This window comes from Micromonospora sp. LH3U1 (assembly GCF_028475105.1).
Lineage (GTDB): Bacteria > Actinomycetota > Actinomycetes > Mycobacteriales > Micromonosporaceae > Micromonospora.
On the sequence record NZ_CP116936.1, the window covers coordinates 1972728 to 1997853 of the forward strand.

The 25126-nt window shown below is 67.4% G+C and carries 25 protein-coding genes and 3 pseudogenes; 16 read left to right on the forward strand and 12 right to left on the reverse strand.

The features are described 5' to 3' along the window. The first annotated feature begins 12 nt into the window (after window positions 1-12). The 8 genes and pseudogenes from PCA76_RS09135 (at window position 13) to PCA76_RS09170 (ending at window position 7690) form a co-directional block, all read left to right on the forward strand. Window positions 13-546, forward strand: coding sequence for an RICIN domain-containing protein (locus PCA76_RS09135; protein ID WP_272616617.1), 534 nt, complete (start codon window positions 13-15; stop codon window positions 544-546). Window positions 547-1702: 1156 nt separating this feature from the next. Beyond that, window positions 1703-2017 (forward strand): hypothetical protein, encoded by a 315-nt coding sequence (locus PCA76_RS09140; RefSeq protein ID WP_272616618.1) that lies wholly within the window; start codon window positions 1703-1705, stop codon window positions 2015-2017. Further along, complete coding sequence (locus PCA76_RS09145; protein WP_272616619.1) at window positions 1936-2931, forward strand: outer membrane protein assembly factor BamB family protein; 996 nt, start codon at window positions 1936-1938, stop codon at window positions 2929-2931. The genes PCA76_RS09140 and PCA76_RS09145 overlap by 82 nt, the downstream gene beginning before the upstream one ends. Before the next feature lie 16 nt (window positions 2932-2947). Then, the gene (locus PCA76_RS09150; RefSeq protein WP_141908475.1) at window positions 2948-3457 is read left to right on the forward strand and encodes a hypothetical protein; all 510 of its coding nucleotides are present in this window, start codon (window positions 2948-2950) and stop codon (window positions 3455-3457) included. Window positions 3458-3761: 304 nt separating this feature from the next. After that, window positions 3762-3925 (forward strand): annotated as a pseudogene (locus tag PCA76_RS09155) (IS701 family transposase); the annotation flags it as partial. A 378-nt stretch (window positions 3926-4303) separates the two neighbouring features. Next, a pseudogene (locus PCA76_RS09160) lies at window positions 4304-5213 on the forward strand (IS701 family transposase); the annotation flags it as partial. Window positions 5214-5889: 676 nt separating this feature from the next. Then, on the forward strand, window positions 5890-7089 hold the full coding sequence (locus PCA76_RS09165) for a low temperature requirement protein A (RefSeq protein ID WP_272616620.1): 1200 nt from the start codon (window positions 5890-5892) through the stop codon (window positions 7087-7089). Window positions 7090-7351: 262 nt separating this feature from the next. Continuing rightward, window positions 7352-7690 carry an ArsR/SmtB family transcription factor gene (locus PCA76_RS09170; RefSeq protein ID WP_272616621.1) on the forward strand — a complete coding sequence of 113 codons (339 nt, stop codon included), beginning with the start codon at window positions 7352-7354 and terminating at the stop codon, window positions 7688-7690. Between the two features lie 696 nt (window positions 7691-8386). Here the strand turns inward: PCA76_RS09170 and PCA76_RS09175 are convergent. The 3 genes from PCA76_RS09175 to PCA76_RS09185 form a co-directional block, all read right to left on the reverse strand. Beyond that, window positions 8387-8581, reverse strand: a complete 195-nt coding sequence (locus PCA76_RS09175; RefSeq protein ID WP_272616622.1) for a hypothetical protein — start codon at window positions 8579-8581, stop codon at window positions 8387-8389. A 23-nt stretch (window positions 8582-8604) separates the two neighbouring features. Then, complete coding sequence (locus tag PCA76_RS09180) at window positions 8605-9093, reverse strand: hypothetical protein (protein WP_272616623.1); 489 nt, start codon at window positions 9091-9093, stop codon at window positions 8605-8607. Window positions 9094-9539: 446 nt separating this feature from the next. Further along, window positions 9540-9668, reverse strand: coding sequence for a hypothetical protein (locus tag PCA76_RS09185; protein ID WP_272616624.1), 129 nt, complete (start codon window positions 9666-9668; stop codon window positions 9540-9542). 610 nt (window positions 9669-10278) lie between these two features. Here PCA76_RS09185 and PCA76_RS09190 point away from each other — a divergent pair. The 3 genes from PCA76_RS09190 to PCA76_RS32800 all read left to right on the forward strand — a co-directional run bounded on the left by PCA76_RS09190 (window position 10279) and on the right by PCA76_RS32800 (window position 12552). Then, entirely contained in the window at window positions 10279-10851 is a 573-nt protein-coding gene (locus PCA76_RS09190; RefSeq protein ID WP_272616625.1) for an RNA polymerase sigma factor, read from the forward strand. Beyond that, window positions 10848-11993: a hypothetical protein gene (locus PCA76_RS09195; protein WP_272616626.1), complete on the forward strand. Its 1146-nt coding sequence runs from the start codon at window positions 10848-10850 to the stop codon at window positions 11991-11993. The genes PCA76_RS09190 and PCA76_RS09195 overlap by 4 nt, the downstream gene beginning before the upstream one ends. A 160-nt stretch (window positions 11994-12153) precedes the next feature. After that, window positions 12154-12552 (forward strand): DUF7919 family protein, encoded by a 399-nt coding sequence (locus PCA76_RS32800; protein ID WP_442930249.1) that lies wholly within the window; start codon window positions 12154-12156, stop codon window positions 12550-12552. Between the two features lie 836 nt (window positions 12553-13388). On the opposite strand, the gene PCA76_RS09205 is transcribed toward PCA76_RS32800, so the two are convergent. Then, window positions 13389-13754: a winged helix-turn-helix transcriptional regulator gene (locus tag PCA76_RS09205; RefSeq protein WP_272616628.1), complete on the reverse strand. Its 366-nt coding sequence runs from the start codon at window positions 13752-13754 to the stop codon at window positions 13389-13391. A 98-nt stretch (window positions 13755-13852) separates the two neighbouring features. Here PCA76_RS09205 and PCA76_RS09210 point away from each other — a divergent pair, with 98 nt between their 5' ends. Both PCA76_RS09210 and PCA76_RS09215 read left to right on the forward strand, forming a co-directional pair. Next, window positions 13853-14488, forward strand: coding sequence for an NAD(P)-dependent oxidoreductase (locus PCA76_RS09210; RefSeq protein WP_272616629.1), 636 nt, complete (start codon window positions 13853-13855; stop codon window positions 14486-14488). Beyond that, window positions 14488-14910, forward strand: coding sequence for a nitroreductase family deazaflavin-dependent oxidoreductase (locus PCA76_RS09215; protein ID WP_272616630.1), 423 nt, complete (start codon window positions 14488-14490; stop codon window positions 14908-14910). The genes PCA76_RS09210 and PCA76_RS09215 overlap by 1 nt, the downstream gene beginning before the upstream one ends. Window positions 14911-15120: 210 nt before the next feature. Here PCA76_RS09215 and PCA76_RS09220 read toward each other — a convergent pair whose 3' ends face one another. From PCA76_RS09220 to PCA76_RS09235, 4 genes are all read right to left on the reverse strand, one after another. After that, window positions 15121-15669 carry an aspartyl/asparaginyl beta-hydroxylase domain-containing protein gene (locus tag PCA76_RS09220; protein ID WP_272616631.1) on the reverse strand — a complete coding sequence of 183 codons (549 nt, stop codon included), beginning with the start codon at window positions 15667-15669 and terminating at the stop codon, window positions 15121-15123. A 1321-nt stretch (window positions 15670-16990) separates the two neighbouring features. After that, window positions 16991-17152 (reverse strand): hypothetical protein, encoded by a 162-nt coding sequence (locus tag PCA76_RS09225; RefSeq protein WP_272616632.1) that lies wholly within the window; start codon window positions 17150-17152, stop codon window positions 16991-16993. An 83-nt stretch (window positions 17153-17235) separates the two neighbouring features. Beyond that, window positions 17236-17391 (reverse strand): hypothetical protein, encoded by a 156-nt coding sequence (locus PCA76_RS09230; protein ID WP_244200224.1) that lies wholly within the window; start codon window positions 17389-17391, stop codon window positions 17236-17238. A 279-nt stretch (window positions 17392-17670) separates the two neighbouring features. Beyond that, on the reverse strand, window positions 17671-18594 hold the full coding sequence (locus tag PCA76_RS09235) for a trypsin-like serine peptidase (RefSeq protein ID WP_272616633.1): 924 nt from the start codon (window positions 18592-18594) through the stop codon (window positions 17671-17673). A 547-nt stretch (window positions 18595-19141) separates the two neighbouring features. On the opposite strand from PCA76_RS09235, the pseudogene PCA76_RS32630 reads away from it, so the two are divergent. Together PCA76_RS32630 and PCA76_RS09245 are read left to right on the forward strand one after the other, a co-directional pair. After that, window positions 19142-19547 (forward strand): annotated as a pseudogene (locus PCA76_RS32630) (transposase); the annotation flags it as partial. Between the two features lie 223 nt (window positions 19548-19770). After that, a complete protein-coding gene (locus PCA76_RS09245; protein WP_272616635.1) occupies window positions 19771-21228 on the forward strand; it encodes an SMI1/KNR4 family protein in 1458 nt (485 codons plus the stop codon). Window positions 21229-21264: 36 nt separating this feature from the next. Here the strand turns inward: PCA76_RS09245 and PCA76_RS09250 are convergent, their stop codons facing one another. Together PCA76_RS09250 and PCA76_RS09255 are read right to left on the reverse strand one after the other, a co-directional pair. Then, entirely contained in the window at window positions 21265-21621 is a 357-nt protein-coding gene (locus PCA76_RS09250; RefSeq protein ID WP_272616636.1) for a nitroreductase/quinone reductase family protein, read from the reverse strand. After that, complete coding sequence (locus tag PCA76_RS09255; protein WP_272616637.1) at window positions 21618-22397, reverse strand: SDR family NAD(P)-dependent oxidoreductase; 780 nt, start codon at window positions 22395-22397, stop codon at window positions 21618-21620. Before PCA76_RS09255 ends, PCA76_RS09250 begins: the two co-directional genes overlap by 4 nt. A gap of 161 nt (window positions 22398-22558) precedes the next feature. On the opposite strand from PCA76_RS09255, the gene PCA76_RS09260 reads away from it, so the two are divergent. After that, window positions 22559-23164, forward strand: coding sequence for a TetR/AcrR family transcriptional regulator (locus PCA76_RS09260; RefSeq protein WP_272616638.1), 606 nt, complete (start codon window positions 22559-22561; stop codon window positions 23162-23164). Window positions 23165-23498: 334 nt separating this feature from the next. On the opposite strand, the gene PCA76_RS09265 is transcribed toward PCA76_RS09260, so the two are convergent. Further along, window positions 23499-23840: a hypothetical protein gene (locus tag PCA76_RS09265; protein WP_336298055.1), complete on the reverse strand. Its 342-nt coding sequence runs from the start codon at window positions 23838-23840 to the stop codon at window positions 23499-23501. Between the two features lie 147 nt (window positions 23841-23987). Then, on the reverse strand, window positions 23988-24851 hold the full coding sequence (locus tag PCA76_RS09270; protein ID WP_272616639.1) for an SDR family oxidoreductase: 864 nt from the start codon (window positions 24849-24851) through the stop codon (window positions 23988-23990). Window positions 24852-25126: the final 275 nt, after the last annotated feature.

The window sequence follows — 25126 nt, forward strand, 5'->3', positions numbered from 1 at the left end:
AAGCACATGAAGATGAATACGTTCAGGCGAGTAACTGCCCAGTTGGCGTTGACGGTGGTGACACTCGGTGCCGCGCTGGTGGTCACGGCGGCGCCCGCCCAGGCTCAGTTCGTGCAGGTCTATGCCAGCGACTCGAATCTCAGCAACTACGGCGCACCCGAAAGCCATCTCGTGGCTCTGGGCCGAGACGGCAATTACGGTGATGTCCGGCAGGACGGCCCGGACATCGGTTACGGGGAGTGGACGGTGTGGGACAATCCCCCCAATGGGCACACGATCCGGGAGTACCGGGAACCCTACCGCTGCCTCGACAGCAACCGTGCCGGTGACCTCTACGCGATGCGCTGCAACAACGGCGACTATCAGCGGTGGCACTTCGACTTCCTGGGCACGAAGCGTAACAAACACGGTCATACCTACAACGCGTACAAGATCGTCAACAAGGCCACCGGCCTTTGCCTGGACGCCAACCACCTCACCGGTTACACCCTCGGCTGCAACAGCGGGGACTGGCAGATCTGGTCCCTAGTCGACATCAACAACTGATGACACGAGTTCGGTGCTGAGAAAGCAATTCAGGTGACCGGTGCGTGCCTGTCAGAGGCAGCCGACAACTGCAGTGGGTTGGCCGGTTTCCGCGTTCGAATTGAGCGCCTGGTGCCCGCATGGCGCCAGGCGCTCAACCGATAGGAACGTGCCACGTGGCCGGCCTTTTCGACCCTGGCTTCGCCGCGAAACGGCTGACCACGGAGCGACACATGACCGGCCTGCTCGGCAAGCGTCCAGCCGTTGCGCCCAGCCCGGTCACGAGCCCGGGGTCGGGGAGCAGATGGGGAGCAACAGGGTGCACTGAACGGCCTCCAACTGCACCGAACGGCACCCAACGGCGCGTAGCTGCACCCACCCCTACCTGCGGCTCCACGTTGCCGGAGGTCAGAGCCGGTGCAGCGTCCTGTTTCACACCGAAGAGGTCGCTGGTTCGATACCAGCATCGCCCACTCTCAGTCTCTGCAGGTCAGAAGCCCGTTACCGGAGTGGTCGGTAACGGGCTCTGCCGTTTGTGCGGCTTAGATTGGGAGCAGATTGGGAGCAGATTGGGAGCAACGCGGCTGGTTCTGGGTTCGGGCGGCCATGGACCTGCCCGGCTGAGTGAGCTGATTTGCGGTCCCGCGCGGGCCTGCTGGCTGGCGCCCACATCACGAGAGGGAGCTGCCGCGCTGTGGCTCACGGGCTGACTGCTGGCCGTCGGTCCGGTGATCCGCCCACTCGCCGGTCCACATTGCGAGGTCGCGTACCCAGCGCTCGGTGTTCCGCCGGGACTTGGCCGCCCACTTCGTCGCGTTCTTAGACGCGAAGTCGTCCAAGACCTGACGGTCAGTCGCAGTCCAGGTGGGGAGCTGCGCTATCCACTGTTCTGCCTGCTCGGCGCTGTGGCCGCTACCGATCCGCCATGGGACGAGCAACGCGAGTTCGACCCATGCGGCGGCCTTGGTTGCCCACGCCCAGTCCACGATGCGTAGAGCCCGAAGGTGTCACGAGCCGCACTTGACCCCGGAGCCTCTGCGATCCCTCAGGCCGGCGTTGCCGGTAGGCGGGGGCCTGCCGTGATGCGCGCGCCGCATCCCCACCACGGCCTCGTCGCGCGGGACGAGGCGTTCCGGCGCTTGAACGACTCGCATTCGGTTCGTGAGACGCTGACCGCATGCCGTCCGCCGCCGTGATCGACCTGGACGCCACCGCCGACTCTGCCCCGCCCGGGACGAGGCGCTGGCTCCCGGCCCTGGTGGCCGTCGGCGTGCTGGCGTTCGCGGGCGGGGCCGAAGCTGCGGCACCGTTGAAGCCTTCGCTGGTCCTGCCGCCCGACGGTACCGTCGACGTCCGCTCCGACGGCCACACCGTCTTCGTGCGGCCCCGTCCGTCGTCGCTGCCTACGAGGTGCACGGCGGCCGGCAGCGGTGGGCCGTACCGGTCACCGGCGCCGCGCAGCTCGTCGCCGCCGAACGGGGCCGGGTGGTGATCGCCGAGGCCGAGCCGGCCACGCTCACCGCGCTGGACGCCGGCACCGGCGCGCCGGTGTGGCAGGTCGGCGGCTACGCACCGGTCCTGCACGGCACGACCGGCGCCGACGGTGTCGTCGTCGCCGACCTCCGCGGCACCCGTGCCGACCGGCCTGACCTGGCCGGCATCGACATCCGCACCGGTACGGTGCGCTGGACCCTGCCAGCGGCGCCCGGCACCACCCGGGCCATCGCCCCGGTCGGCTCCGACGCGGCCGACCTGCGCGTCACGATCGCCGAGCTCGACGCCAAAGGGGTACTGCGGGTGCATCGCGCCGACACCGGCGCGCTCGTGCGGACCGTCACGCTTGAGCGGCCCGGGAAGGTCGACGGTTTCGACGTTGCCGCGGAGCGGGTGCTGGCGTACCGGGCCGACCAGGGGCAGCTGGTGGGCAGCGCCGTGTTCGACCTGACGACCGGCCGGCAGCTGTGGCAGCACCCGGCCGAGCCGGACGGTGTTCAGCTCCAGTGGTGCGGCGGCGGCCTGGTGTGCCGCACCGGCGCCGACGGCGTCACCGCGCTGGACCCGGACACCGGCGGCGTGCGGTGGCGGCTGGCCGGCTGGACCGCGCTGGGCCCGCTCGGCGACGGCCGCATGCTCGCCACCCGGTCCACGCCGGGCGGCCTGGTTCTCGACGCCGCGACCGGGCGGGTCGACGTGCGCTTCGACGGCTGGTCGGTGCTCGGCAGTACCGCCGCCGGTGACCTCCTGGTCACCGCCGCCCGGACGCCGCTGATCGGCGCGCTCGACCCCGCGACCGGAGCGGTGCACGTGCTGGGCCGGGCCGCCTCCCCGCCGACGAAATGCATCACGACCGCGACGCTCATGGCCTGTTGGAGCGGCCGGGTCTCGATCTGGAACCCGGCCGCCTGAGGAGAGAGGCAACGCTGTGCGAGCAATCCCGCTGTTCGTCGTGGCACTGGTGCTCTGCGGGTGTACTGCACCAGCCCCGCCCGCCGCCGGCCCGGCCTCGCCGGCCGGGTCGGCGCCGGTGCCGTCGTCGCCGGCCGCGTCGCCGCCGGTGCCGGCCTTCCAGCAGAGCCTGCCCGGCAGCGCCCGGCGCGAGTGCGTCGCGGTGCCCGGCGACGCCACGCTGGTGCGCTCGGGCGACTTCATCGCCGGGGACTTCGTGGAGTACCGCAGGCAATGGCATCCTGACCTCGGCCCCGACCTGGGCAAGCTGTTCTGGCTGCCGGCCCGCCCCCAGCTCAACGCCGCGCTCACCGTGACCGCGACCTCCGGCGGCCGCACCGAGACCTACAGCGCCGGCTCGCTGGCGACCAACGACGCCGGGCAGGCGATGTACCCCAGCGGCATCCCGTTGCCGGCCGCCGGAACGTGGAAGCTCGTCGCGCAGGCCGGCGACGGGTGGGGGTGCTTCGAGCTGACACTGCTCTGACCGGCGTTCGGCGCGCGACCGGGCCCAGCTCAGCGGACAACACCAACGCCAGTCAGCTCCGATCCCAAATGAACGGCTACCTCAAAGACGGGGCGCTCAACAGCTACCACGTCCTCTGCGCCAGGGCCATCGCCGACATCACCCGGGGCCGTGGCCTGGACAAGCGGGCGGCGCTCATCGCCATCACCACCGCGATCACCGAAAGCAGCCTGCACAACTACACCGAGCCCAACGACCTCGACAGCCTCGGACTGTTCCAGCAACGCCCCTCTCAGGGCTGGGGCACCCCCGCGCAGGTCACCGCATCGCGGGGGCGCGGTGGGCGATCGAGGAGTGCTTCCAGCCGGCCAAGAACGAAGCCGGCCTCGACGAATACCAGGTCCGCGACTGGCGAGCCTGTACGCCCACATCACCCTGTCCATGGACGCCCACGCCTGGCTGTCGGTGGCCCGATCCCTTACGGCATAAGGGGATCCAGTCCCGGCGACGACATGATGATCGGCTACACCGTACCGGAGATCCGAAGACTGCTCACCGCACTCGTAGTGCGATCAGCCCACCCACCAGAGCACGTCTGGGCCTGGTCCCACTGGCGCCTTCGACGCCAACAACAAGCCCGAACCTGCCACTACCGACGACACGGCTACCCCTGACCAACTGCCGTTGCAGTACTAATACTCCAGCCGCAGATGCCTGATCCGGAGTTTCGGCAGCTCACCGGCATGAGCGACGGTCGAGTTGTGCCGGCCGCGTAGCTGTGGGTGTCGATGCTATCGGCAGGTGGGTGACGTGATCGCACCGTCTGTCTGTTGTGGCTGGTCGCAGCGCGGGCAGGCTCCCGTGCTTGTGTTGATCGATGAAATTGTGGGCTGGCGGGCAGGTCTGGATGATCTGTTGGCGCGGTTCGCGCACCGGTTCGGGCGTGCAGAACCGCGCCGCCAGGCGCTGACATACTTGGTCGGGTTGCTGTCGCCGCTGGCCAGCAAGAACGGCTGGACCCTGGCCGAGGCCGCCGGAGATACCACGCCGGACCGGATGCAACGACTGCTCAACCGGTCCGCGTGGGACCCGGACGCTGTTCGCGACGACCTGTTCGCCTACGTGACCGAGCACCTCGGCCATGACGACGGGGTGCTGATCGTCGACGAGACCGGCTTCCTGAAGAAGGGCATCAAGTCGGCCGGGGTGCAGCGTCAGTACTCGGGCACGGCCGGGCGGACGGAGAACTGCCAGCTCGGGGTGTTCCTGGCCTATGCCAGCCCGGCCGGGCGCACGCTGATCGACCGGGAGTTGTATCTGCCCCGCGGCTGGTGCGACGACCTCGTCCGCCGCACCGAAGCCGGCATCGCCGCGACCGTCGAGTTCGCCACGAAACCCGCGCTGGGCCTGCGGATGATTCAACGCGCCATCACCGCCGGACGTCCTCGCCGCGAATGCGCCGGCCCTGGCGTGGAAGCGCCGTAGCTGCGGCGACGGCGCCAAAGGGCCACGGCTCTACGACTGGGCCGTGGCCTCCCTGCCCGGCACCGCCGACGGATACGGCCACTGGCTGCTGATCCGCCGCAGCATCACCGACCCCACGGACCTGGCTTACTACCTGTGCTTCGGCCCCGCCGGCACCCAGGACGAGGACCTGATCCGCATCGCCGGAACCCGCTGGGCGGTCGAGGAGTGCTTCCAGACCGCCAAAGCCGAGGTAGGTCTGGATCATTACCAGGTCCGTCGGTACGACGCCTGGTACCGCCACATAACACTCGTTCGGGATCCGGCGATCCTGGCCCAGCACCTCACCAGCTATCTGAGGGGTTGCGACGCCAGCCGAGCGGCCTTCGCGCAGCACCGAGTAGACCGCCGCGCCCAAGAGGCCGCCGCCGCGCGCCGAACAGGCCCGCCTTCGGATCAACGCGAGACACGGTCACGCGGCATGCTGTATCAGCTGGAAGGCGCAGAGTTGGTCGCCATGGTGCCCGATGCCGCCTCGGCGTCACCATTCGATCGGCAGACTTCCCGTTGCACTTTCGGAGCAACGGATGGGCGGGGGCGACGGCTCCGTAATCGCCGCTGCGCTCGCGACGGCGCCCGGCTCCGCCGGGCTGTGGTGGTACTGCGGGACTGGCTGCGCAACCGGCGGGAGCGAGGCCGCTTCAGCGACGTCACCCAAGTGATCGAGAAGGTCGGGCCCGCCGGTGCTGCCGCGCCCTGTAGTCGTTGCCCGCCGCCTATGGGCCCTGCCTGGAAGCCGCGTAGCACGTCGGTCAGCCAGCCGTCGGCTTTTCGGGAGAGGACGGTACTGGGCGCGGTGGCAGCCCTCGTCGGCCGTCAGGCCATTTAGTCATCGCGGGTGCGTCTTATCCGTGGGCGCCGCGGCAACGTGGTACGACTGCTTCAGCGACTAGCCGACGAAGCGAGCGGGCCGGGTGACGAGGAATAGAGTGGCCAATCTGCTGCGCAGGCGTGAGAGTCCGCAGCGGCCGACCTTCCTGGAACTGTTCTTCGATCTCGTCTACGTCTTCGCGCTCACCCGGATTGTGCACGAGTTGGTGTTGGACTACACCAGGGGTCACGTCGCGGAGCGGTTGACCACCTCCCTTGCGGAGAACGGCGAGACTCTGCTGCTGCTTTTGGCCCTCTGGTGGATCTGGACCCAGACGGCATGGGTGACCAGCAGATTCGATCCGTTCCAGCCGCCGATCCAGTTCGTTGTCGTAGCGACGATGTACGGGAGCCTGCTCCTGGCGGTCGCGATTTCAGGGGCTCTCGCCGAGACTGGCCTGCTCTTCGCGAGCACCTATGTCGCGATCCAGGTGGGCCGCACCCTCTTCTTCGTAGGCATCGTGCGCGGTCATAATCTGCGCCGCGTCAATATGTTGGCGCTCATTTGGTTCGGCGCGTCGGCCGTACCGTGGCTCGCCGGAGCCTTCGCTCCCGAGGTGACGCGCAACTCGCTGTGGACGGTGGCTCTGGCAATCGACTACCTGGGGGCCAGACTCGGCTGGCCGGTACCGGGGCTGGGTCGCTCGCGGGTGTCCCCGTGGGCCGTCGCGGGCGAGCACTTGGCCGAGCGCTACTGGCAGCTTGTCATTGTCGCGCTAGGCGAGACGATCCTGACCTCCGGATCGAGTCTTCTCCGCGGTCCGATCGTGGCTGAACGAACGATGGCCCTTACCTTGTCGTTCCTCACCACGGTGTTGCTGTGGCGGATCTACTTCTATCGAGCCGGCCAAATCCTGGGCGAGGCCATCGCGGCATCCGCCGACCCCGGCCGGCTCGGTCGGTTGGCCGAGTTCGCACACCTGCTCATGGTGTCCGGCATCCTCGCCAGCTCAGCCGGCTCCGAACTCGTCCTCATAGATCCATCCGGAGACGCCAAACCCGCCTGGGTCGGAGCCATCCTCGGAGGGCCTGCGCTCTACCTCGCCGGGCGCTCAGTATTCGAGTACGTGGCCTTCGCCCGAGTGTCCTGGCCGCGGCCGATCGGGATCCTCGTCCTCGCGGCCATGGCACCGATCATGGTCGGCCTACCGCCCCTCGGGGTCGCTGCAGCAGCAGTCGCGGTCCTGCTCGGCGTTGCCGTCTCTGACACGACCCGAGCCCATGGACGTCCACTGGAGGAGGCCTCGCCGCCACGCTGACGCGTACCCGGCACCCCACCAAACAAGTCGATTCGCCGGTGACATTTCAGATCGTCCTGCCCTCAAGGTCGGCGGGCGTCGGCTTCCACAGCGATGCCGGGCCTGGGCCGACATCGGCAAGTAGACCACCGACTGGGGCGGCGTTACCCGACAGTCACAGCCGCGCGACGCGCAGCGCGCCTTGTCTGCGGCACGAGCGCGGGCCCTACTGATCCATAGTATTCCTTGAGAAGAATATTCCTTTTCGGGAATACTTCTTCCTATGGACGCACTCCTCACCACACTGGCCGACCCGGCTCGCTGGCGGCTCGTGAGCCTTTTGGCCGAGCGGCCCCGCTCGGTCGGCGTCCTCGCCCAGCTTGCCGAGGCGCGCCAGCCGCAGACGACCAAGCACCTGCAGACCCTCGAGCGCGCTGGCGTCGTCACGTCCCAGCGCACCGGCCAGCGCCGTATCTACGCGCTCCGGCCCGCTCCTCTGCGGGACCTGGCGGCTGCGCTCAGCCGGCTCGCCGACACTGCGGACCAGGTCGGTGGCCCGCGCGGGACCTACGACCGCTGTGGGCTCAGCCTCCAGGGAGAGCGGCTCGCCGCGGAGGGCTGACGGACCGGCGGGAGTTGGCGCCTAAATCAGCTAGCGAAAACACCCGCAGGGACGACAATTACGCCATGATCGACTACCGATGCTCGGGCTGCGGCCAGCGCTGTGCGACCTCTCTACCAGAACACGCCGATGAGCGCTGCTACCTCTGTGCTGCCAAGGCCACCTGGGAGTCGCTTCCGCCAGAGACGCAGCGTGCGATCGATGCGGCCCTCACTCGTGGAGTGATACCTGGTCTCCTCGCGATGCGAGAAGCGGATCCGCCGATCCTGCTGCCCCAGGCCATGGACGTACTCCAGTTCCGCTCCAACGCCGGGCCGAGTGACACATCGGCTACCGAGTAGCCGCCTTACCCCTTGGGTACGAGCGATTCTCGACAGGTGGTATCTACCCCAGCCCCTGGAAAGGACCCAGCGAACTTGCGTGGGTGGCCCACTATCTGCCGGGCGTCGGCGCTTCTACCGCCGACCGGGCTCGTTGGGAGGCAGCCAGCGCGGGGCCGGACGAAGCCCTGTGAACGGACAGATCCACTCCGGTTCCGATGCCGTGATCACCTGCACGCGATCATCGTTGATGCCGACTGCGTGCGACAGCGCGGTGGGGCGCGGGAGATCGGCCACCTTGCATCACCGTGCGAGACGTCGTGCCGCTTTGCCGCCGCCCGCAGCGCTGCCATAGTGGCGTGCCCGGGGTAGTCGATCAACGTGGGTAGCACCGACGGTGGTAACAGTCCCAGTAGCTGGCAATTCGCTGGCCGTTGAGCGCCACGAACGGCGCCACCCACAGTTGGATCAAGCCGACCACCCGCTCCAGCCGCCGATGCCGTACCCGGCCACCGTGGTGTCGGGCCGCACGGACATGCGAATCGGCGGTGACCGTCCGGGTGAGGGTCACCGCCGATTGCGTGGTCGAACCGGTCAGGCGTCCGAGCAGGCGGTGTCCAGCTCCTTGATGGCGGCTTCCAGGGCCTTCTTGCTGGGCTTGGCGTCGGCGGACTTGTTGTACGCGTCGCTCAGGCCCATCATCTCGTTCTGGATTTTTTCGGAGGCGGCGGTGACTGCCTCGTTGGCGCCCATCGAGTGCGCCAGGATCGCGACCGAGCCGGCGGCCCACTGGGCACTGACCGCGAAGTGCCCGGCTGGCGGACCGATCTTCTCGGCCTTGGTGACCTTAGCCGCGTTGTCCTTGATGTCCTTCTTGATGTCGGCGCAGGCCTTCACTGTGGCCGCGTCGTTGGCCGCGGTGCTGGTCGCGGTGGTGGCCGCACCGCCGGTCGGGGCGGCGCTCGAGGCCGCCGGGGACGGCGAGGTTGCGGTGCCCTCCGATTCGGGCTGCGGATCGCAGCCGGACATCGCGATCGCCGCCGCAACGGCCATGCCAGTCAGGACGAGTCGAGTTCGGTTCATCGATGTTTCCCCCATGATCTTCATGTTCGGCGCACGCTACCAGCCCCGGTCGAACGGGTGGGATCAGTTAGTGGGCCGACGAGCACCGAGCCCGAGGTCTGGAGCTGGATGCGAGGCGCGTCGTGACTGGACGACGGGTGCCGCGCAGTGCTCGCAGGTGTCGGTCTGCGGGCGGCGAAGATTGGTCTGCGTCGAGAACGTCCCCGACCGGACCGATTCCGGGCAGAGGTAGCCGAGGTGCAGTCGCACCCATGGAGTGCGGGTCAATGCGACCGACGGATGGTTCCGATCGGCGTCGTGGAAGGGTGCCCACCGGTAGTCCACGATGGTGCGCAGGATCGTTCGTTCACGCTCGGAGGTGTGGTCGAACGCTGAGATCCGTGCAGCCGCCGGGTGCTGGCCGGTCCTGCTATCGCCGGAGCAGGTGCCGTGTTCAGCACCGTGTGTCAGCCGGGTGGTGCGGCCGGTCCGTCGGCAATGAAGCAGTCCAGACTGAGGTCGATGTCGCCCTTCCAGTGCACGTTGTGGAAGGGGGCGTCGCCGAGTGTCGGGTGGGGGCCCGTCCTGCTACTCAAGGATCGAGGGCTTCGCTACGGGCCGTGACCATCGCGGCTTCGACTGGCCGGTGCGAATCGTGGATCGGGGGAGCAGTTTGGGAGCAGCGCGGCGCCCTGAACGGACTTGAGCTGCGCCCAACGGCGTCCAAGGTTTCCTCAACTGCCCCGACCCTTGCCCTGCGGCTCCAGGTTGCCGCAGGTCAGAGTCGGTGCGGCGTCCTGTTTCACCGCGGAGTGCTCCGCGGTTCTACGCAGCGGTCGACAGCGCTCCCACCGAGCAGGACCGGCTGCGTCGCGAGCACGGGCCGCTGGTGGAGAGTGCGGACCCTTCGGTGGCGCTCTCTCTGGGGTTGGGTGGGGACTGAGCGACGCATTCGGGTCCTCGGGCCGGCGTAGGCGGTAACACCTGGCGGAGTTATTCACCGTTGGCGTGAAGGGTTGCAGCCCATGCCGAGCTAAACGGCGACCTGGTCCCGCGTCAGCCGAAGCTGGGCCCGCAGCCGCAGCCGCAGATCGCCTCTGAGAGGTCGCTATTGGGCGACCGCTTGCCGTCGGACCTCGGCGCCTGAACACTTCCCCGCCTGATCGGCAATGTCAGGGTGAAGCGCGGACTTTGCCGAGGAGGGCCATGGCTTCGGATGCAGATTTGATAGGTCGGTCGCTGGATGGCGATGTCGACGCCTTCGTAGAGGTGGTCGAGCGTCATGAGGCCGCCGTCGGTTCGTACCTCGTTCGCCGGGCGGGGCGGGATGCGGCTGAGGACCTCCTGGGTGAGGTTTGGGTTGCGGCGTTCGAGTCGCGGCGATCGTACGACCGGTCGTACAACGATGCGCGGCCGTGGCTGTACGGGGTGGCATTGAATCGCTTGCGGCGCTACTGGCGGTCCCGGCCGGCCGAAGACCTGGTCGCGGACGTGCCGGACGTGGCTACTGGATGGGATCCGTGGTCGGCGGTGGACCTCGGCGTGGACGCCCGGGCGGTGCTCCGGTCGGCCCTGACGCGGCTCAAACCCGAAGAGCGGGAGGTCCTGAGGCTCGTCGCCTGGGAGGACCTGACGGCAGCCGACGCCGCGCGGGCACTCGGCATACCGGCCGGCACCGCGCGGCGGCTGCTGAGCCAGGCCAGGACGGCATTGCGCGACGCGCCGGGGGTGTCCGCGCTTCTGAAGGACCGCAACAGCACGAAGGAGAGACACCGATGACCGACGAGCTCGATCTGGTCGGTGCGTTGGGCAGCGCAGAACCACTGCGCCCGGAGGCGTATCAGCGGGCGCGGGCGGTGCTGCGGGCGGCTATGGCCGACCCCGGAACCGTGCGGCTGCTGGGCGCGATATCAGCGGAGGACACGACTATGGAGGCGACTTCAACCATGGAAACGACGACAACCACGCGGGACCACGAATCCAGCCCGGCGATTCAGCGCCGCCGCCGGATCGGTATCGCGGGCCGACTGGGCATCGGCGCCGGGGTGGGGGTTGCCGCCGCGGCGGCAGTCGTCGCTGTGGTGCTCAACTCGCCGGCGACCGGGGGCATCGAGGCCGGCAAGGATTCGTCGGGCGCCACCTCGGGCTCGACCACCGTCGACGGGTCCGCCGAGCGCGCGCCGCTGATGACCCTGGCCGGGTCCATCAAGACGGTCACCCCGTCGGCGGGCGACGCGTGGCTGGTGAAGGCGACGCAGGTCCACGGCACCAAGACCATGCAGGTCGTCTACACGCTGTACACCGACGGTCACGCGATCTATACGGGCAACAGCGTGAAGGACATCAAGCGTGCGATCGCCCGTCACCAGGACCAGATGACGGACGGCGGCTACGCTCCGCTCCTCAAGGCTGCCGTCGCCGCGGCGGACAGCAGCCCGGCCGACGGCCGGACCCAGATGCTCAAGGCAGCCAAGGATCCGCTGGTGGGCCTCGACCCCGCAGCGCAGAAGGCGGTGTGGGACAAGCAGCAGGCGGCCGCCCAGGTGATTATCAAGCAGAAGGGCGGCAACGCCGAGCCGAAGCCGTACAGCCCTCAGGCCGTTCAGCGGCACTTCGACAACGCCCTGTGGACGTACAGCACCCAAGCGCTGTCCGCCGGCGACGGCAACACGCAGGTCCGGGCCGGTGTGCTGCGTCTGCTGTCCACCATCTCCGCGGTCAGCGTCAAGGACTCGACCACCCACGGCAAGGCCACGCTGACGATCACCGCCGGCCCCGAGGTGTTCGGCGGCGATGCCGCCGAGGTGCTGACCATCGATGCCAAGACCGGCATGCTGGTCAAGGGCGTCTCCACCGTGCCGGGCCTTCCCGAGTCCTCCACGACGTACGAATCCTCCCGTGTGACGAAGGCCGATCTGTAGGCCGGGAGCTCCCACCCACCAGCATTCCGGCAGACGGGCGTAACGCGCCCGGCGTTCGATAACGGTGCGGGCCGCCCAGAGGCGGCCCGCACCGTCGTTTTTTTGGTTCGCACGGCCCGCGCCTGACTGCGATGATCGACGCGTGACGTAAATCCCGTACCTGGCGCCCTACGACTACTACCCGGGCGCCCCGGACGCCATTGCCATTGGTTGGCTGGATTCGAGCATGCCCTTTATTGCAGGAGCCTGCCCGCGAGACGTTCGAGATCGCTTGGTGAGGCTCGGCGCAAAACCAGCGCGGCTCATGCGTGGCTACCACTACTGCCAGTTCTGCCGAGCAGCGGTCGAGCCTCCGCGCGTGATTCGGGCCGACATTCGGCTCTACGAAGCTCCCGATGTTGCGCGCGGGAATGGCGAAATCTGGCTCACCGGTGTGGACGGGACGAACTTCGCTGCACCGGCGCTGGTCGGCCACTACGTTGAAGAGCATCGCTACCTGCCACCTGATGGCTTCATCGAGGCGGTTCGGACCGGTGTCCCCACCCCCGGCGTCGCATAGTGGCGATCAGGCTTCTGCCGGACTCGGCTGGCAAGTGAAGGTCAGCCGCGCCGGCACCGCAAAATGCCCGTTGACCTCTCCACCTAGCCTCGCTGGTGCCAACCACTGGGCCGGCAACTCGCGATCCGTCGGCGGCCCGGTGCGAGCCCGGTTTGGGGAGCAGGTTGGGAGCAGCGGGGCGCCCTGAATGGCCTTGAACGGCGTGCAACGGCATCGAACGGCGCTCAACTGCACCCACCCCTGCCTGCGGCTTCACGTTGTCGCAGGTCAGAGTCGGTGCGGCGTCCTGTTTCACCGCGGAGTGCTCCCCGGTTCTGCGCGGCAGTCGACTGCGCCCTATGTCGCCTGGCAGGGGAGTGTGCGCAGGTCAAGACGGTAAGGAGCCGGTGGTTGGCCCGGCCTTGCAACTGGGAGCAGATTGGGTGCAGGTTGGCGAAGAGGTCTCCACGCCCGAAGTGCTCATCGACGCCGGACAGAGACTAGGGCTTTGACCTGTGGTGATGCGGTCGAGCGGTGCGGCGTGACCTCCCAGTAGAGGTCGAAGTGGTCAGGCGTCGCTGCTCCCGGGATGGCTGGCGCCGGCCGGCGTCTCGGGTCACCTAACGCCACGCCTGCAGGTGTGCTGCAGGCCGATGTGAAGCGTTGTGGGTGAGCTCGCTGGAGCCGCCGTAGTTCTCTCATATGAGACGCCGATCCCACGGGCAACGTCCTGACCAGTCCCTTCAGGCAGGCGACCTCTTCGGTGAGCCCGAAGAGGTCAGCCAATTTGCTCCCGTCGTCAGTCGAGCGGCGTCCGCTCATGCCGAGTTGCGGATGCTTGGTGCCGAGAAGAAGCGTTACCCGTGAGCCGATGCTTCGCGTGCGTCGAGGAGTTCCTCCCAGTGTTCCTGAGCCCAGGCGCATGCGGCCGACATCGGCTGGAGGAGGCTGCGGCCCAGCGTGGTCAGTTCGTACTCGACGCGACGCACCGGCTCGGGGTGGCTGGTGCGCTTGATCAGGCCGTCGCGTTCCAGTGTCCGTAGTGACTTGGTGAGCGCTTTCGCGGTGATGCCACGCAGGGGAACTCGAAGCTCGGAGAAGCGCTGCGGCCCGCGCTCCAGGCACCGGACGATCATGCCGGCCCACTTGTCGCCGATTCGGATCGGCGACAGATCGGAGGGGCAGACCGGGTCGAACATTTCGGGGTCCAGGGGCGTTGCCACGGCCCCACGGTAGTCGGTATCCGATCGGTAACCGCGTGCCCGGATACGGTCTGCGGCGGCGTCGGCGATCGGGCCGGCCCAGGGAGGCGAGGTATCGGATGAGCAAGATCGTGGTTTTCGGTGCGGGCGGCCGGGCCGGACGGGCGGCCGTCGCCGAGGCGCGCCGACGTGGTCACCAGGTCACCGCAGTGGTCCGCGACCCAAGCAGGCACGGCGGCTCATCGGCCGACGGCGTGCAGCTGGTGGCCGGTGACGTGACCGACGGGGACAGTGTCGCCCGGGTCGCCGCTGGACACGATGCCGCGATCAGCGCCGTCTATGACGCCGCGGCGCAGCCCGACACCTTCTACACCGTCGCCGCCCGCGCCCTGCTCGACGGACTGGCCCGCGCCGAGGTGGCGCGGCTACTGGTGGTCGGCCTGGCATCGGTGCTCAAGACCAAGCACGGTGTGGCGCTCATGGATACGCCCGGCTATCCGCAGGAATATCGCTCGTTCTACCTCGCCCACGCCGCCGGCACGCAGGTGCTGCGTACCGCGGCCACCGGGGTGGACTGGCTGGTCGTCAGCCCTGCCGGCGACTTCGACCACGGCGGCAAACGCTTCGAGCGGTACCGTACGGCGATGGCCGACGCGGCCAGTCGGGTCTCGTACGCTGACTTCGCCGTCGCGCTGATCGACGAGGTCGATACCCCCACGCACCACCGGACGCACCTGGGCGTCGAGGCCGCCTGATGGCCGAGGATATCTCTGACAGCCCGAACCCCTGGGTGGCCGAACACATCCGCCGTTTCGTGGAGACCAACGGCAACGCCCGGACCGGCATGAACGACCTGTTGCTGACCACGCGTGGCCGCAGGTCAGGAAAGCTGCGCCGGACCGTGCTGGTCTACGCACGAGACGATGATTGCTACGTTGTCGCCGCGTCCAACGCGGGAGCCGACCGGCACCCTGCCTGGTACCTCAATCTCGTCGCCGATCCCGACGTCACCGTGCAGGTCGGGGCGCAGGCCTTTCCAGCGCGGGCGCGGACCGCCACGGCCGAGCAAAGGCCGAGACTGTGGCAGCTGATGATTGCGATGATGCCGTCCTACCGGGAGTACGAGAAGGCGACCGCGAGAGACATCCCCGTGGTGCTCATCCAACCTTCTCGGTGATTTGGCACCCTCACCACCAGCATCGCTTTCGGCCACGCCAGCATCGCCCGCCTCCCGCCCTCGCCTGAACCACATGCTCATGCCGCACACTGCGCTGCATCGAGCGTGATGCCCAGGGGGTGCTGCAGCGCCCGCACGGCAGTCGGAGGGGTTCCCGGGACGGGACGGGAGGATGAGACGGGGCCGTGGAGTGCTCTGGTGTTGCCTGGCTCATCCGCCGCGCCGTACGAAGCCGGCCACCGAGGCCGGAAGTTCATCCTGCGGCATGTCCTCGCAGCCGGGACGGACGAAGTCAAACAGGAGCACAACGCGGTCACTGGTGCCGTAGTTCCACGCCTCATGCGTGACGGTGTCGTCGAAGACGAAGGTTTCACCCTCGCGCCACTGTCGAGTCTCGTCGCCCACTCGCAGCGCGCAGTCCTGCGGCACGACGAGTCCGAGATGCGCGCGGTAAACGGTGGTAACCCATCCCTGATGTGGCTTGATGTGGGTGCCAGGAGCCATCCGGGAAAACCCAGCGGTCGTCAGGTGAGGGACCTTCGTCAACGCGGAGGCAGTGTTCGGGCATGCCTCCAGCGCCTCCTCGATCCGCTCACCGAAGGCGACAAGTCCGTAGACACTCCAGCCCTGGCCGTACATCTCGCGTTGGACCCACGGCTGGTAGGTCTCAAGCGGGAGAGCAAGGCATTCATCTCGAATGCCATCCCACCGTGCCCGAAGGTCGGCTAGGAAAGGGAACTGCCGCTGGTCCACGAACATGGGAAACCAGGATGCCCCAAAGTCGGGTGGTGTGGGCTACGACGCCGCTTCGTGGAGCAAAATCACGGTGGGCCTTGTTCGCACCTCCGCCTGCAGGCGCACGCTCATGCCGCGATCCGCGCGACTGCAGCTGAACTGTTGGGCCTCGGTTGAGCCGTTTCGGGAGCCCACTCACGATGAGCGGGCTCCCCGGAGCCTGGCCCGGCTCGAACGGTGCTGCCATCTCTGGATCAGTGACGTGCGGTACCGGCACCGCACGTTGGGCAGGCCGGCCTCCGAGGTTAGTGCGTCCAAGCCCTGGTAGGGGAGTTCGTATACCTCGCCGGTTGTTCCTGCTCCCCATTCCGGTTGGCCCGGCCGTCAGCCATGGCCGAAGCTGCGGGGAGGTGGCGGCTCCGATTGCCGTAGCTCAGGCCAGCGTCCGCGATCTGACGAGGAACGACTGCGGGACTATCCACCGCCGGTCGACCGCCGCAGCCCAGTTACGAGCCGGGGATCGGGGGAGCAGATGGGGAGCAACAGGGTGCACTGAACGGCCTTCAACTGCACCGAACTGCACCCGACGGCCCGCAACTGCACCCACCCCTGCCTGCGGCTTCTCATCTCCGCAGGTCAGAGCCGGTGCAGCGTCCTGTTTCACCGCGGAGTGCTCCGCAGTTCTGTGTAGCGGTCGACAAGGCTCTATGTCGCCTGGCAGGGGAGTGTGCGCAGGTCAAGGCGGTAAGGAGCCATTGGTTGGTCTGGCCTTGCATCTGGGAGCAGATTGGGTGCAGGTTGGCGAAGAGATCTCCGCGCCCGAAGTGCTCACCGATGCCGGACAGAGACGAGTGCTTTGACCTGCGGTGATGGAGATCGAGCGGTGCGGCGTGACCTCCCAGTGGATACCGAAGAGGTCAAGCCTCCAACCTCCCGACTGGCTGGTGCCGGCTGTTGAACTGAGCCTGCCGGCGCCAATCACGAGGCCAGCCCGCATCGACGCACGCCACTGGCGGTCGTCGCGGTGGCGTCGGTAGGGATCCCGCGAGCTGAGACCCAGATCCCACTGTCGAACCTCTGAGCAGGGCTTCCTGGACGGTGACCTCTTCGGCAGGCCCGAAGGCGTCACCGTCGTGGGTCGCACCGGCGCCGACGATGCACTCAATTGTCGATGACGGCGCACTTGATCTTGCGACGAGCGGGCGGCTGATCACGGCACCATGGGGGTGCAATTTCGCCGGTAGCTACCGTCAGCGGCGTGGTTGCCGACGGTCTTCCATCACCCGGCATTTGGGCTTCATGCCGACCGACCTGGCGAGGCAGTGCCTCATCGGTCCGGGCGTCATCACACTGTTTTGCTGGCCCAGTAGTCCCGGTCGGGCAGTAGGACCCATTGGTCTGTGGGGCCGGTGATGCATCGGGCGTTGACAGGACGCAGGTCTTGCTTGAACGGCCGGCCCATCCACTTGGGCAGCGGCAGCATCGGCTCGACGATCTCCCCCTGCACGGACTGAGCACATCGAGCCGATCGAGCTGCGTGACGTGTGGTACAACTCGGCCGGCGACGGCTGGTCGCCTGCCGAGCTGGCGTCAGCTCAGAGGTTCGACCTTGCGGTTGCCCAGGGCGGAGGTGAGTCGCACCGGGACCACCGACTCCTTGGCGATTGCTGGGCACTCCTTGCCGGCCGCCTCGGGTAGCAGTCCGACGCGGATCCGGAGGCGCACCGCCGTTTCACTCTCTGTCACTTCCGGCTCGGCGCCGTAACAGGTGGCGGGTCCGGCCGTCACGGTGACCTCGAGGGTTCGATCGTCGACACTGCGCCAATCGCGCCACTGAACAACCTGCGCGTCGATTAGGTCGCTCCGGGTCGGCAACGCTTCCGGCCGTGTCGGTCCGGTCGGCGCTCGGACGCCTGACGTGTCGCTGCCGGGCTCGGCTGCGGAGCCGCAGGCGCTCAGTGCGGCCACCACAGCCAGCAGCCAGGCAGCCAGTGGAAGTGGTGGCCGCATTCTCATCGGTTCAACTTACCAATCAGCGTTGGCGGCGTTCATCGCGTCGACGACAGCCTGGTCGAAGTATGGCCCCTTGTTGACGCCTTCGCTGTTCACCGTGGACATGACCGAGCGGACCGAGCCGAGTCCGCTGGCGTTGTCGTAGTTCCAGGTCCACGGTCCGCCCGAGGAGCCACCTCCGAAGTTGCAGGTGATTTTGGATTTGTTGTCCAAGATGCTGTTGTCGGTGGCAGTGCCCCAGCAAGCCCACATGACGTTGCCGCCGTCACGGTTGCTCGGATATCCGAAGATCGACGTGTCGAACTCGGTGCCACCGTTGTAGACCAGGCCGTGCCCGCCGATGGTGTTGACGACTGTCGTGTTCCAGTCGCCGCCGGAGTAGGTGGTCACGAAGCCGACGTCCCGGTTGAGGTTGCTGTTGTTGATCCACTCGTTGAAGGTCCGCAGCCAGTACGCCTGGAAGCGGCCGACCGGGTCGTGGTCGGTGTTGAAGGCGTTGTATCCCGGCACGAAGACGAGGTTCTGCAGCCAGGTGCCGCCCTGTCCGTCATGGACACAGTGACCGGCGGTGATCAGCACCCGCTTGGACGAGGTGTTGATTGCTGACGCCGAGCACCACGAGCCACTCTCGTAGCCACCGATGAACAACTTGCCATTGGTGATCGAGAAGTTCGTCACCGGTGGCGGGGCGTTGGTCACGCTCTGCGAGATCTGGGCGGCCACCGGCTTCGCCGCGACGGCGGCCGTCTTGCTGGCCACGGCGCGGGCCTTGTTCTCGACCCATTCCGCATCTCCGGGGGCATCCAGCGGCTTGGCTGCCTTCATCCGTTCCGGCGTCCAGTACGCCAGCACCTCGGGGTCTCCGCCGGTGCGATCGAACGACTTCAACTGTGTGGGCGTGTAGTTGCGCACCGCTTTGTCGCCCGGCAGCCGCACCGGGGCAGGCGCACTGCTGGTGCTCAGATCGGAGCCGCTGATCCGAGCCGGCGAGGGGTTCGCCCCGGCGGGAGCGCCCGCGGGAGCGGTGAGTAAGGCGATTGTTGCGACGGCCGCAGCCAGTGCGGCGGCCCCCAGGCGTCTCAGGCTTCTCGGACAACGGATTTTGCTTGACGAATCCATCCGGCTGACTCCCCCTGTTCAGCAACCGTTTCCGGTGCTCTCGAAGCCGTCTTCATGCCGCTCGGCGACGGCTGCCATCGAGAGGTGAAGGTACCGAAGGAATCGTTCTGCATCTATGCCATTCCATGTGCCGTAAGTACGCGAGGAGCTACCGAGAGAGATCGAATCAGTGCGACCTGCATACACAGGCACCAATGTGTTTTTGGACACAACCTCGTGCCGGCGGTCATGTATGCCACCGGCGGCCGATGTGCTCGACGACCCGCACCCGCACCCGCAGCCAGGCCGGTGAGCCGGTATGGGAAAGGGATCTTCGGAATTAAGCGGGTTCACCCCCGATTCGTCACGATCAACGTGTTCAACCGGCACGGCCGTCGACGCGCTCGGGTTGATCATCGCGGTGGTGGTGACCGCCGCGAGCGTCACCGACACCGTGATCGGCGTCCGCCTGCTGGACAAGGTCGTCGAACACACCCCGACGGTCACCCGGGCCTGGGTGGACGCCGGGGTTCAAGCACGACTTGGGCATCCACGGCGCCCTGCTCGGTGTCGGCGTCGAGGTGGTCAAGCGCTCCGACACCAAGCCCGGGTTCGTGCCGGTCGCGAAGCGGTGGGTAGTCGAGCAGGTCAACGGCACGTTGATGCTGCACCGGCGCCTGACCCGTGAGTACGAAAGCCGGCCGAAGTCGTCGGTGTCGCGCACCCGGTGGGCCTCGGCGGCCAACCTGATCCGCTGGCTGACCGGCACCAGCACGCCGTCCTGGCGGTGAACAGCGTTGAAAACGACCACCATCCTCGATCTCATCGCCGCTCGTGAGACCGTCGCGTGCGCTGCCCTCGACGAGCTGCGTGAGCAGCACCCGCAGGGTGACTTGCCTGAGTTTGGATGGGTTGGGGCGGTTGGCGCGCGGCCCTTGGGCGTGAACGCATCTGTCCGTGCCTACCTGCATGGGCGCCACGATCTTGGTCGCGCGCAGCTGACATAATCCCGGCGTGACCCAGATCGACGAGGTTCTGCACCATCTGGGTAAGGCGTTCGTGGCGGGCCTGACGGAGCCCGGCTACCAGCTAACCACCGTGCACCGGCATGGCAGTCAGAGTCAGACCTACACCATGGCCGGTGAACCGGCGTTGCTCGGCCGCTGGAACAACCTGGACCTCAACAATGCCAAGGCGGCGCTGCCCGGGGTTGCCGGTGGGGGACTGGTCGTCGAGATGATCGGTGATCCGAGCGGGCCCTACACAATCCACTGGTCGCGGGACGTACCGTCGTTGCCGGCCCGGATCGTCCTCGACGAGGACTACCGTCTGCCCGGACATGAACTGCCGCCAGCCCGTGAACCTGGCACCACCGATACCGGCGTCACCGATCCGGCGGTCCTTGCCGAGGTCGAGCGGCTGGTCGGCGAGTTCACCGCACGGCATCATTCGCAGGGGTACGCAACCGGCTACTCCGAGCAGGAGATCCTCGCCGCCGAACAGCACCTCGGGCTACGGCTGCCGGAGGATCTGCGGGCCCTCTACCGGCTGATCCATGACGACAGCGGCGAGTCGGGACTGCTCGACCCGTTCGTTCTCGCACCCTTGGACGTGCTCGTCGAGTGGAACCGGAAGAACTACCCCGGTTACCACGACGGTCCGTTCGACGACGCGATGATCTTCGACTGCATGCCGGCCGGGCATGTGCGGCGCGTGTCCTCGAGCAACGGCTGGGTGACGTTCGCCCGCGACTACGGCATGAACTTCGCGGCCGTCGATCTCGATCCGGGACCGCTGGGCCGCATCGGTCAGGTGGTCACGCACGGGCGAGACGTGTGGGCGCCGGTCGAATACGTCGCCGCCTCGGTCACCGACCTGCTCCGCCGCGCGATCGCGACTCTTGACAACGAGCGCCCCTCACCGCCCGACCCCGAGATCAGGGCGGACAAGACCGCAGACCTGCCGGTGACGGCGCAGGGCGTTGTGCTCCGCACGGAAGCCCCGGTCTCCTTGGCTGAGTTCGAGCCCTTCACCAACCTTCGATCTTTAGTGATACGTGGAAAGGTCCCACGCGTCGACCTGACTCGTGCCGCCGTGCTGCAGATCGAGCGCCTGCACGTGGAGGCGGCCCGATGGGAACTTGGCGCGCTGCCGCCGAGCCTCATTGACCTCACCTTGAGCGGCAACGACGAGCCGACGCCGGTCGCCGAGCTGGCCACCCTGCCGAACCTGGTCCGTCTAGATCTCTCGGGGGCCGCGGTGTCGGACATCGACGTGATCGCGACGTTCCCTGCGCTGCGAGTGTTGACCCTCGACGGCCGCCAGTGGACGGAGCTGCTGGCCTCCGGCTGGAAACCGGCCCAGCTGGCTGCTGCCGGGTTGGGCGGATCTGCCGGGGTGAGTGACGCTGCCCGCTGGTTACAGGCATTCGGACGCGAAAGCAGCTTCTACACCGTCACCGGCGATCTTTGAATCGTCTGAGCCAGGCTGAACAGCGCCATTGACCGCTCAGGGCCGACGACAGTGCGGCGCTGCCTCACCGCATGCGGGGCGGCTCAGTCGAAGTCGATTCGCATCAGCCTGCTGGCGGCCCAGTCCTCCAATCGGGTCGGCCTGAAGGTTCGCGTACCAGCCGGTCGCGCCTCCGCCCGCTCCGCTGCAAAGATAGGTTGCGCCGTTGGCGCGATAGAAGAAGATTTCAATGCGGTGGGATCGTCCGGTACGCCGCCCGGTGGTGGTGATGTCCACGATTCGTTCGCGGGTTCCGGCCGCGGGTGTGATCTCGATGGCGCGCCTGATCTCGGGCGGCAGGTGCGCAAGTGGATCAGGCGCGCCGCGCTCACCACGCTGGTCTGCAAATTTCATGCGGCTTCTTTCTGTAAAGCGGGGCCGAGGAGCAGTCCGCCGTCGATGACATACTCGGCGCCGGTGATGAAGGCCGCGTGCGGCGAAATGAGGAACAACAGCAGCGCAGTGATGTCGGCGGGCTGCCCCAGTCGCGGGACGGCGAACGGCTCGGGCGAGTAGAAGTCGGCGATCGGGGCGGCGCTGCCGGCCGCCGGCTCGGTGATGAACGGGGTGGCGACAACGCCGGGGTGGATGGCATTGACGCGGATGTTGTCGCGGCCCAACTCAAGGGCAGCGGTCTGAGTGAGCCCTCGGACCGCCCACTTGCTGGCGACATAGGGCGCGTAGAAGGCAGTGCCGCCGATGCCCATGGTGGAGGCGATGTTGACGATTACTCCTCCCCCCGCGCGCCGCAGCGCCGGTGCGGCCGCCTTGATGCCGAGGAAGGTGCCGGTGAGATTGATGTCGAGGATGCGAGCCCACGTAGCCCGGTCGGTGGACTCGATGAGGGCCGGCGGGTTCTGCACCCCGGCGTTGTTGACCAGGACAGTGAGCGCACCGAAGGCCTTCTCGGTCTCCGCGATGGCGGCGGCCCACGACTCCTCCTGGGAGACGTCGAGGCGGACGAAACGCGCCCCGCCTCCCAGCTCGGCAGCGAGGCCGGCGCCGCGCTCGGCATCGATGTCGCCGATGACGACGTTGGCGCCCTCGGCGTGCAAGGCGCGAACGTGGCTGGCTCCCTGCCCACCGGTGCCGCCAGTCACGAGAACGCTCTGATTGGCGAAGCGGCGCATCTGATCCTCCGAGTACGTACGAGGGACGACAACCCGTAGAACCGGGTGGTGAGTCGCGCGACTCACCACGCCGAAGCTACGCCGCCGGGAGTAGTGAGTCAACCCACTCACCTCGCTATGATGGGCGTATGACCCCAGCGCCGTCGGCTTATCACCAGCGCGTGGCGCAGGAGAAGCGCGCGCTCATCGTGCAAGCCGCTACTGAGCTTTTCCTCGAGTTGGGCTACGACCGGGCATCACTAGCGCGTGTTGCCGAGAGCGCCGGGGTGTCGAAAGCGACGCTTTTCAAGCAGTTCCCGACTAAGGCGGCATTGTTCGATGCCATCGTCATCGACTCGTGGGCCGAGAACGACGTCGCAGACGTGCCGCCCGCCGGTGACCTGACGGCCGGCCTGACGGTGCTCGGCCGGCGCTACGCGACGCTGTTGAGCCAGCCGGAGATGACGGACCTGTTCCGCATCGTCATCGCCGAACTGCCACGCTTTCCCGAACTGGCCAAGGCGCATTTCTCACGCGGCAAACTGCCATACTTCGAGTCCGTCCGGATCTACCTCTTGACCGAGCGCGACGCGGGGGCTGCGGACATCGCTGATCCGGAGATGGCCGCTACGCAGTTCCTCGGGATGATCTCCAACTATCTGTTCTGGCCGAGTCTGGTGCTCCCGGACTGGACGGTGACCCCTGCCCGCACGACCGCGGTTGTGGACGAAGCCGTCCGCACCATGGTTGCGCGGTATGGCACCGATGTTGACCGCCCGGGCCCGTGAGTTCGTTACCGCATCTGCCGCCGACCGTGCGCGCTGAGCCTCGGCGCCCCGGTCGCGTTGACTAAACGTCGGCCTCGCACTGCTCGATGAAGACGTGCCGAAGCGGAGCCCCAAGGCCGCCTGGGCGACGCCAGGGCCACCGCCCCGGGATCGGGGGAGCAGGGTGGGAGCAACCGGGTGTCCTGAACGGCGTTGAACTGCGTCCACCGGCATCGAACGCCTCAACTGCACCCACCCCTGCCTGCGGCTCCACGTTGCCGCAGGTCAGAGTGGGCTGCTGGGGTGAACCACGTCTCGCCGGGCGCTGGCATCTCTCGAAGTGTTGGCAGTGTGGCTAGGAGTAGATCGAGGTCCGTGCTGCCGGGTGACAGGTCGGGGTGGGGACCGGCAAGATGCTCGGTCCCCACCACCAGCCAGCCATCGGATTCGAACTGCCACAGGACTGCGGCGGGTGCCGGTCGATGGTCTGGGTTGCCGCCAGTTCGTACTGCAGCGACCGAACGCTCAACTCGCCGGAGGCCGCCTTGACGAAGATCCACCCGGCGGGTCCGGTCACCGCCCAGGCGATCTCGGCGTGGTTGCCACTGGAAGCCGGGGTGACGTCGAAGTTTCCGCCGACCCGTCCGGCGATCCCTGCCGTGACACTCTCCGGCAGAGCGGTCCAGTCGCTGCGCATCGGTTCTCTTCGCTGCTACCTGCCCGGCTGAGGCGGGTTCGGCGGACAGCAGGGGCCGCGACGGCCTGGCGTAGGTCCGAGTCGCGCACCTGGCCAGTAAACCCCTCAATTCCGCGATGTTCACCGTCCGAGAACTCCGAAGAGCGGCTAGGCCTGCAGAGCCGATGCGACGTTGGAGGACATGGGAGTGGTGGGTCGACCCAGGAGGGTGGACAAGTCGCTCGTGATGTAGTCCAAGGTGCCGTGAGAGATCGCGACATCAGCGTCGACGATGAGCTCTACCACGGGTTCGGGCAATCCTGCCTGCTGCAGGACCTGTCGGTACTGCTCGGCGGGAAGGTCGGTGTAGGTGAGCGGTGTGCCCGACTGCGCTGCTGCCTCGGCTGCGAGTTCGGAGAGGGTCCAGGCGGTATCGCCGGTGAGGTCATAGACCTTCCCGGCCTGATCGTCGCGGGTCAAGATGATGGCTGCGGCTTCGGCAAGGTCCGCTCGGCTTGCCGCGGCCATCCGGCCATTGCCCGCGCTGCCGACGAGGGTGCCGCTATTGATGGCATTGCGGAGTGCGGCCGTGTGATTCTCGGCGTACCAGCCGTTCCGCAGGATGGCAGCGGGCAGTCCGGATGCGGCGATGGCCTGCTCGGTGACCCGGTGGACGGGTGCCAATCCCATGGTGTTGGTGGGGGCGTGAGTCACTGATGTGTAGGCGAGGAGGCCTACTCCGGACTCGATTGCCGCGTCGATCACCGCCTGGTGCTGCCGAGTACGCGTGGCATCTGGACCTGTGGGAGCGGACACCAGCAGAACCTTGTCAGCGCCCGCGAAGGCTGGCCGCAGGGTCTCGGGCTGGTCGTAGTCCGCGAATCGGACATCAACTCCCAGGGTGGCCATCGCTGCTGCCTTGGCGGACTCTAGGTCGACGGCAACAATCTGACCGGCGGGTACTCCCTGGAGGAGCAGGTGGTTGATGACCTGGTGTCCGAGCTGGCCTGCGGCTCCGGTTACGGCAATCATGATTGGGTTCCTTCTGGTAGTGGGATGGCACACATGGCAACCAGGTTCGATTCGCTCTCGCCGAACCAGTTGGTGCAGTCGGAAGCGATGACGTTGCTCTTCAGACTGTGTCCAGCACGGACCTGCTGAGCGCCTCGCCCGCTGGGTTTCCGCCAAGGAGTGCGGGCCCGGTCTTGGATCTCGGCCTCGGGGACCGGCAGTTCGACCTGGTGGTCATGCTCCACGAACGTAGGGCGCTCGTTCGGCTGGGACCAGGGGCGGAACATCCTGTGAGC

Bases quoted from the DNA above. Each gene is read 5' to 3' on its own strand.
- PCA76_RS09140 (WP_272616618.1), top strand. From the start codon at position 1,703: ATGCCGTCCGCCGCCGTGATCGACCTGGACGCCACCGCCGACTCTGCC.
- PCA76_RS09210 (WP_272616629.1), top strand. From the start codon at position 13,853: ATGAGCAAGATCGTGGTTTTCGGTGCGGGCGGCCGGGCCGGACGGGCG.
- PCA76_RS09195 (WP_272616626.1), top strand. From the start codon at position 10,848: ATGACCGACGAGCTCGATCTGGTCGGTGCGTTGGGCAGCGCAGAACCA.
- PCA76_RS09135 (WP_272616617.1), top strand. From the start codon at position 13: ATGAATACGTTCAGGCGAGTAACTGCCCAGTTGGCGTTGACGGTGGTG.
- PCA76_RS09215 (WP_272616630.1), top strand. From the start codon at position 14,488: ATGGCCGAGGATATCTCTGACAGCCCGAACCCCTGGGTGGCCGAACAC.
- PCA76_RS09255 (WP_272616637.1), bottom strand. From the start codon at position 22,397: ATGCGCCGCTTCGCCAATCAGAGCGTTCTCGTGACTGGCGGCACCGGT.
- PCA76_RS09220 (WP_272616631.1), bottom strand. From the start codon at position 15,669: ATGTTCGTGGACCAGCGGCAGTTCCCTTTCCTAGCCGACCTTCGGGCA.
- PCA76_RS09250 (WP_272616636.1), bottom strand. From the start codon at position 21,621: ATGAAATTTGCAGACCAGCGTGGTGAGCGCGGCGCGCCTGATCCACTT.
- PCA76_RS09190 (WP_272616625.1), top strand. From the start codon at position 10,279: ATGGCTTCGGATGCAGATTTGATAGGTCGGTCGCTGGATGGCGATGTC.
- PCA76_RS09270 (WP_272616639.1), bottom strand. From the start codon at position 24,851: ATGATTGCCGTAACCGGAGCCGCAGGCCAGCTCGGACACCAGGTCATC.
- PCA76_RS09170 (WP_272616621.1), top strand. From the start codon at position 7,352: ATGGACGCACTCCTCACCACACTGGCCGACCCGGCTCGCTGGCGGCTC.
- PCA76_RS09265 (WP_336298055.1), bottom strand. From the start codon at position 23,840: ATGCGCAGCGACTGGACCGCTCTGCCGGAGAGTGTCACGGCAGGGATC.
- PCA76_RS09180 (WP_272616623.1), bottom strand. From the start codon at position 9,093: ATGAACCGAACTCGACTCGTCCTGACTGGCATGGCCGTTGCGGCGGCG.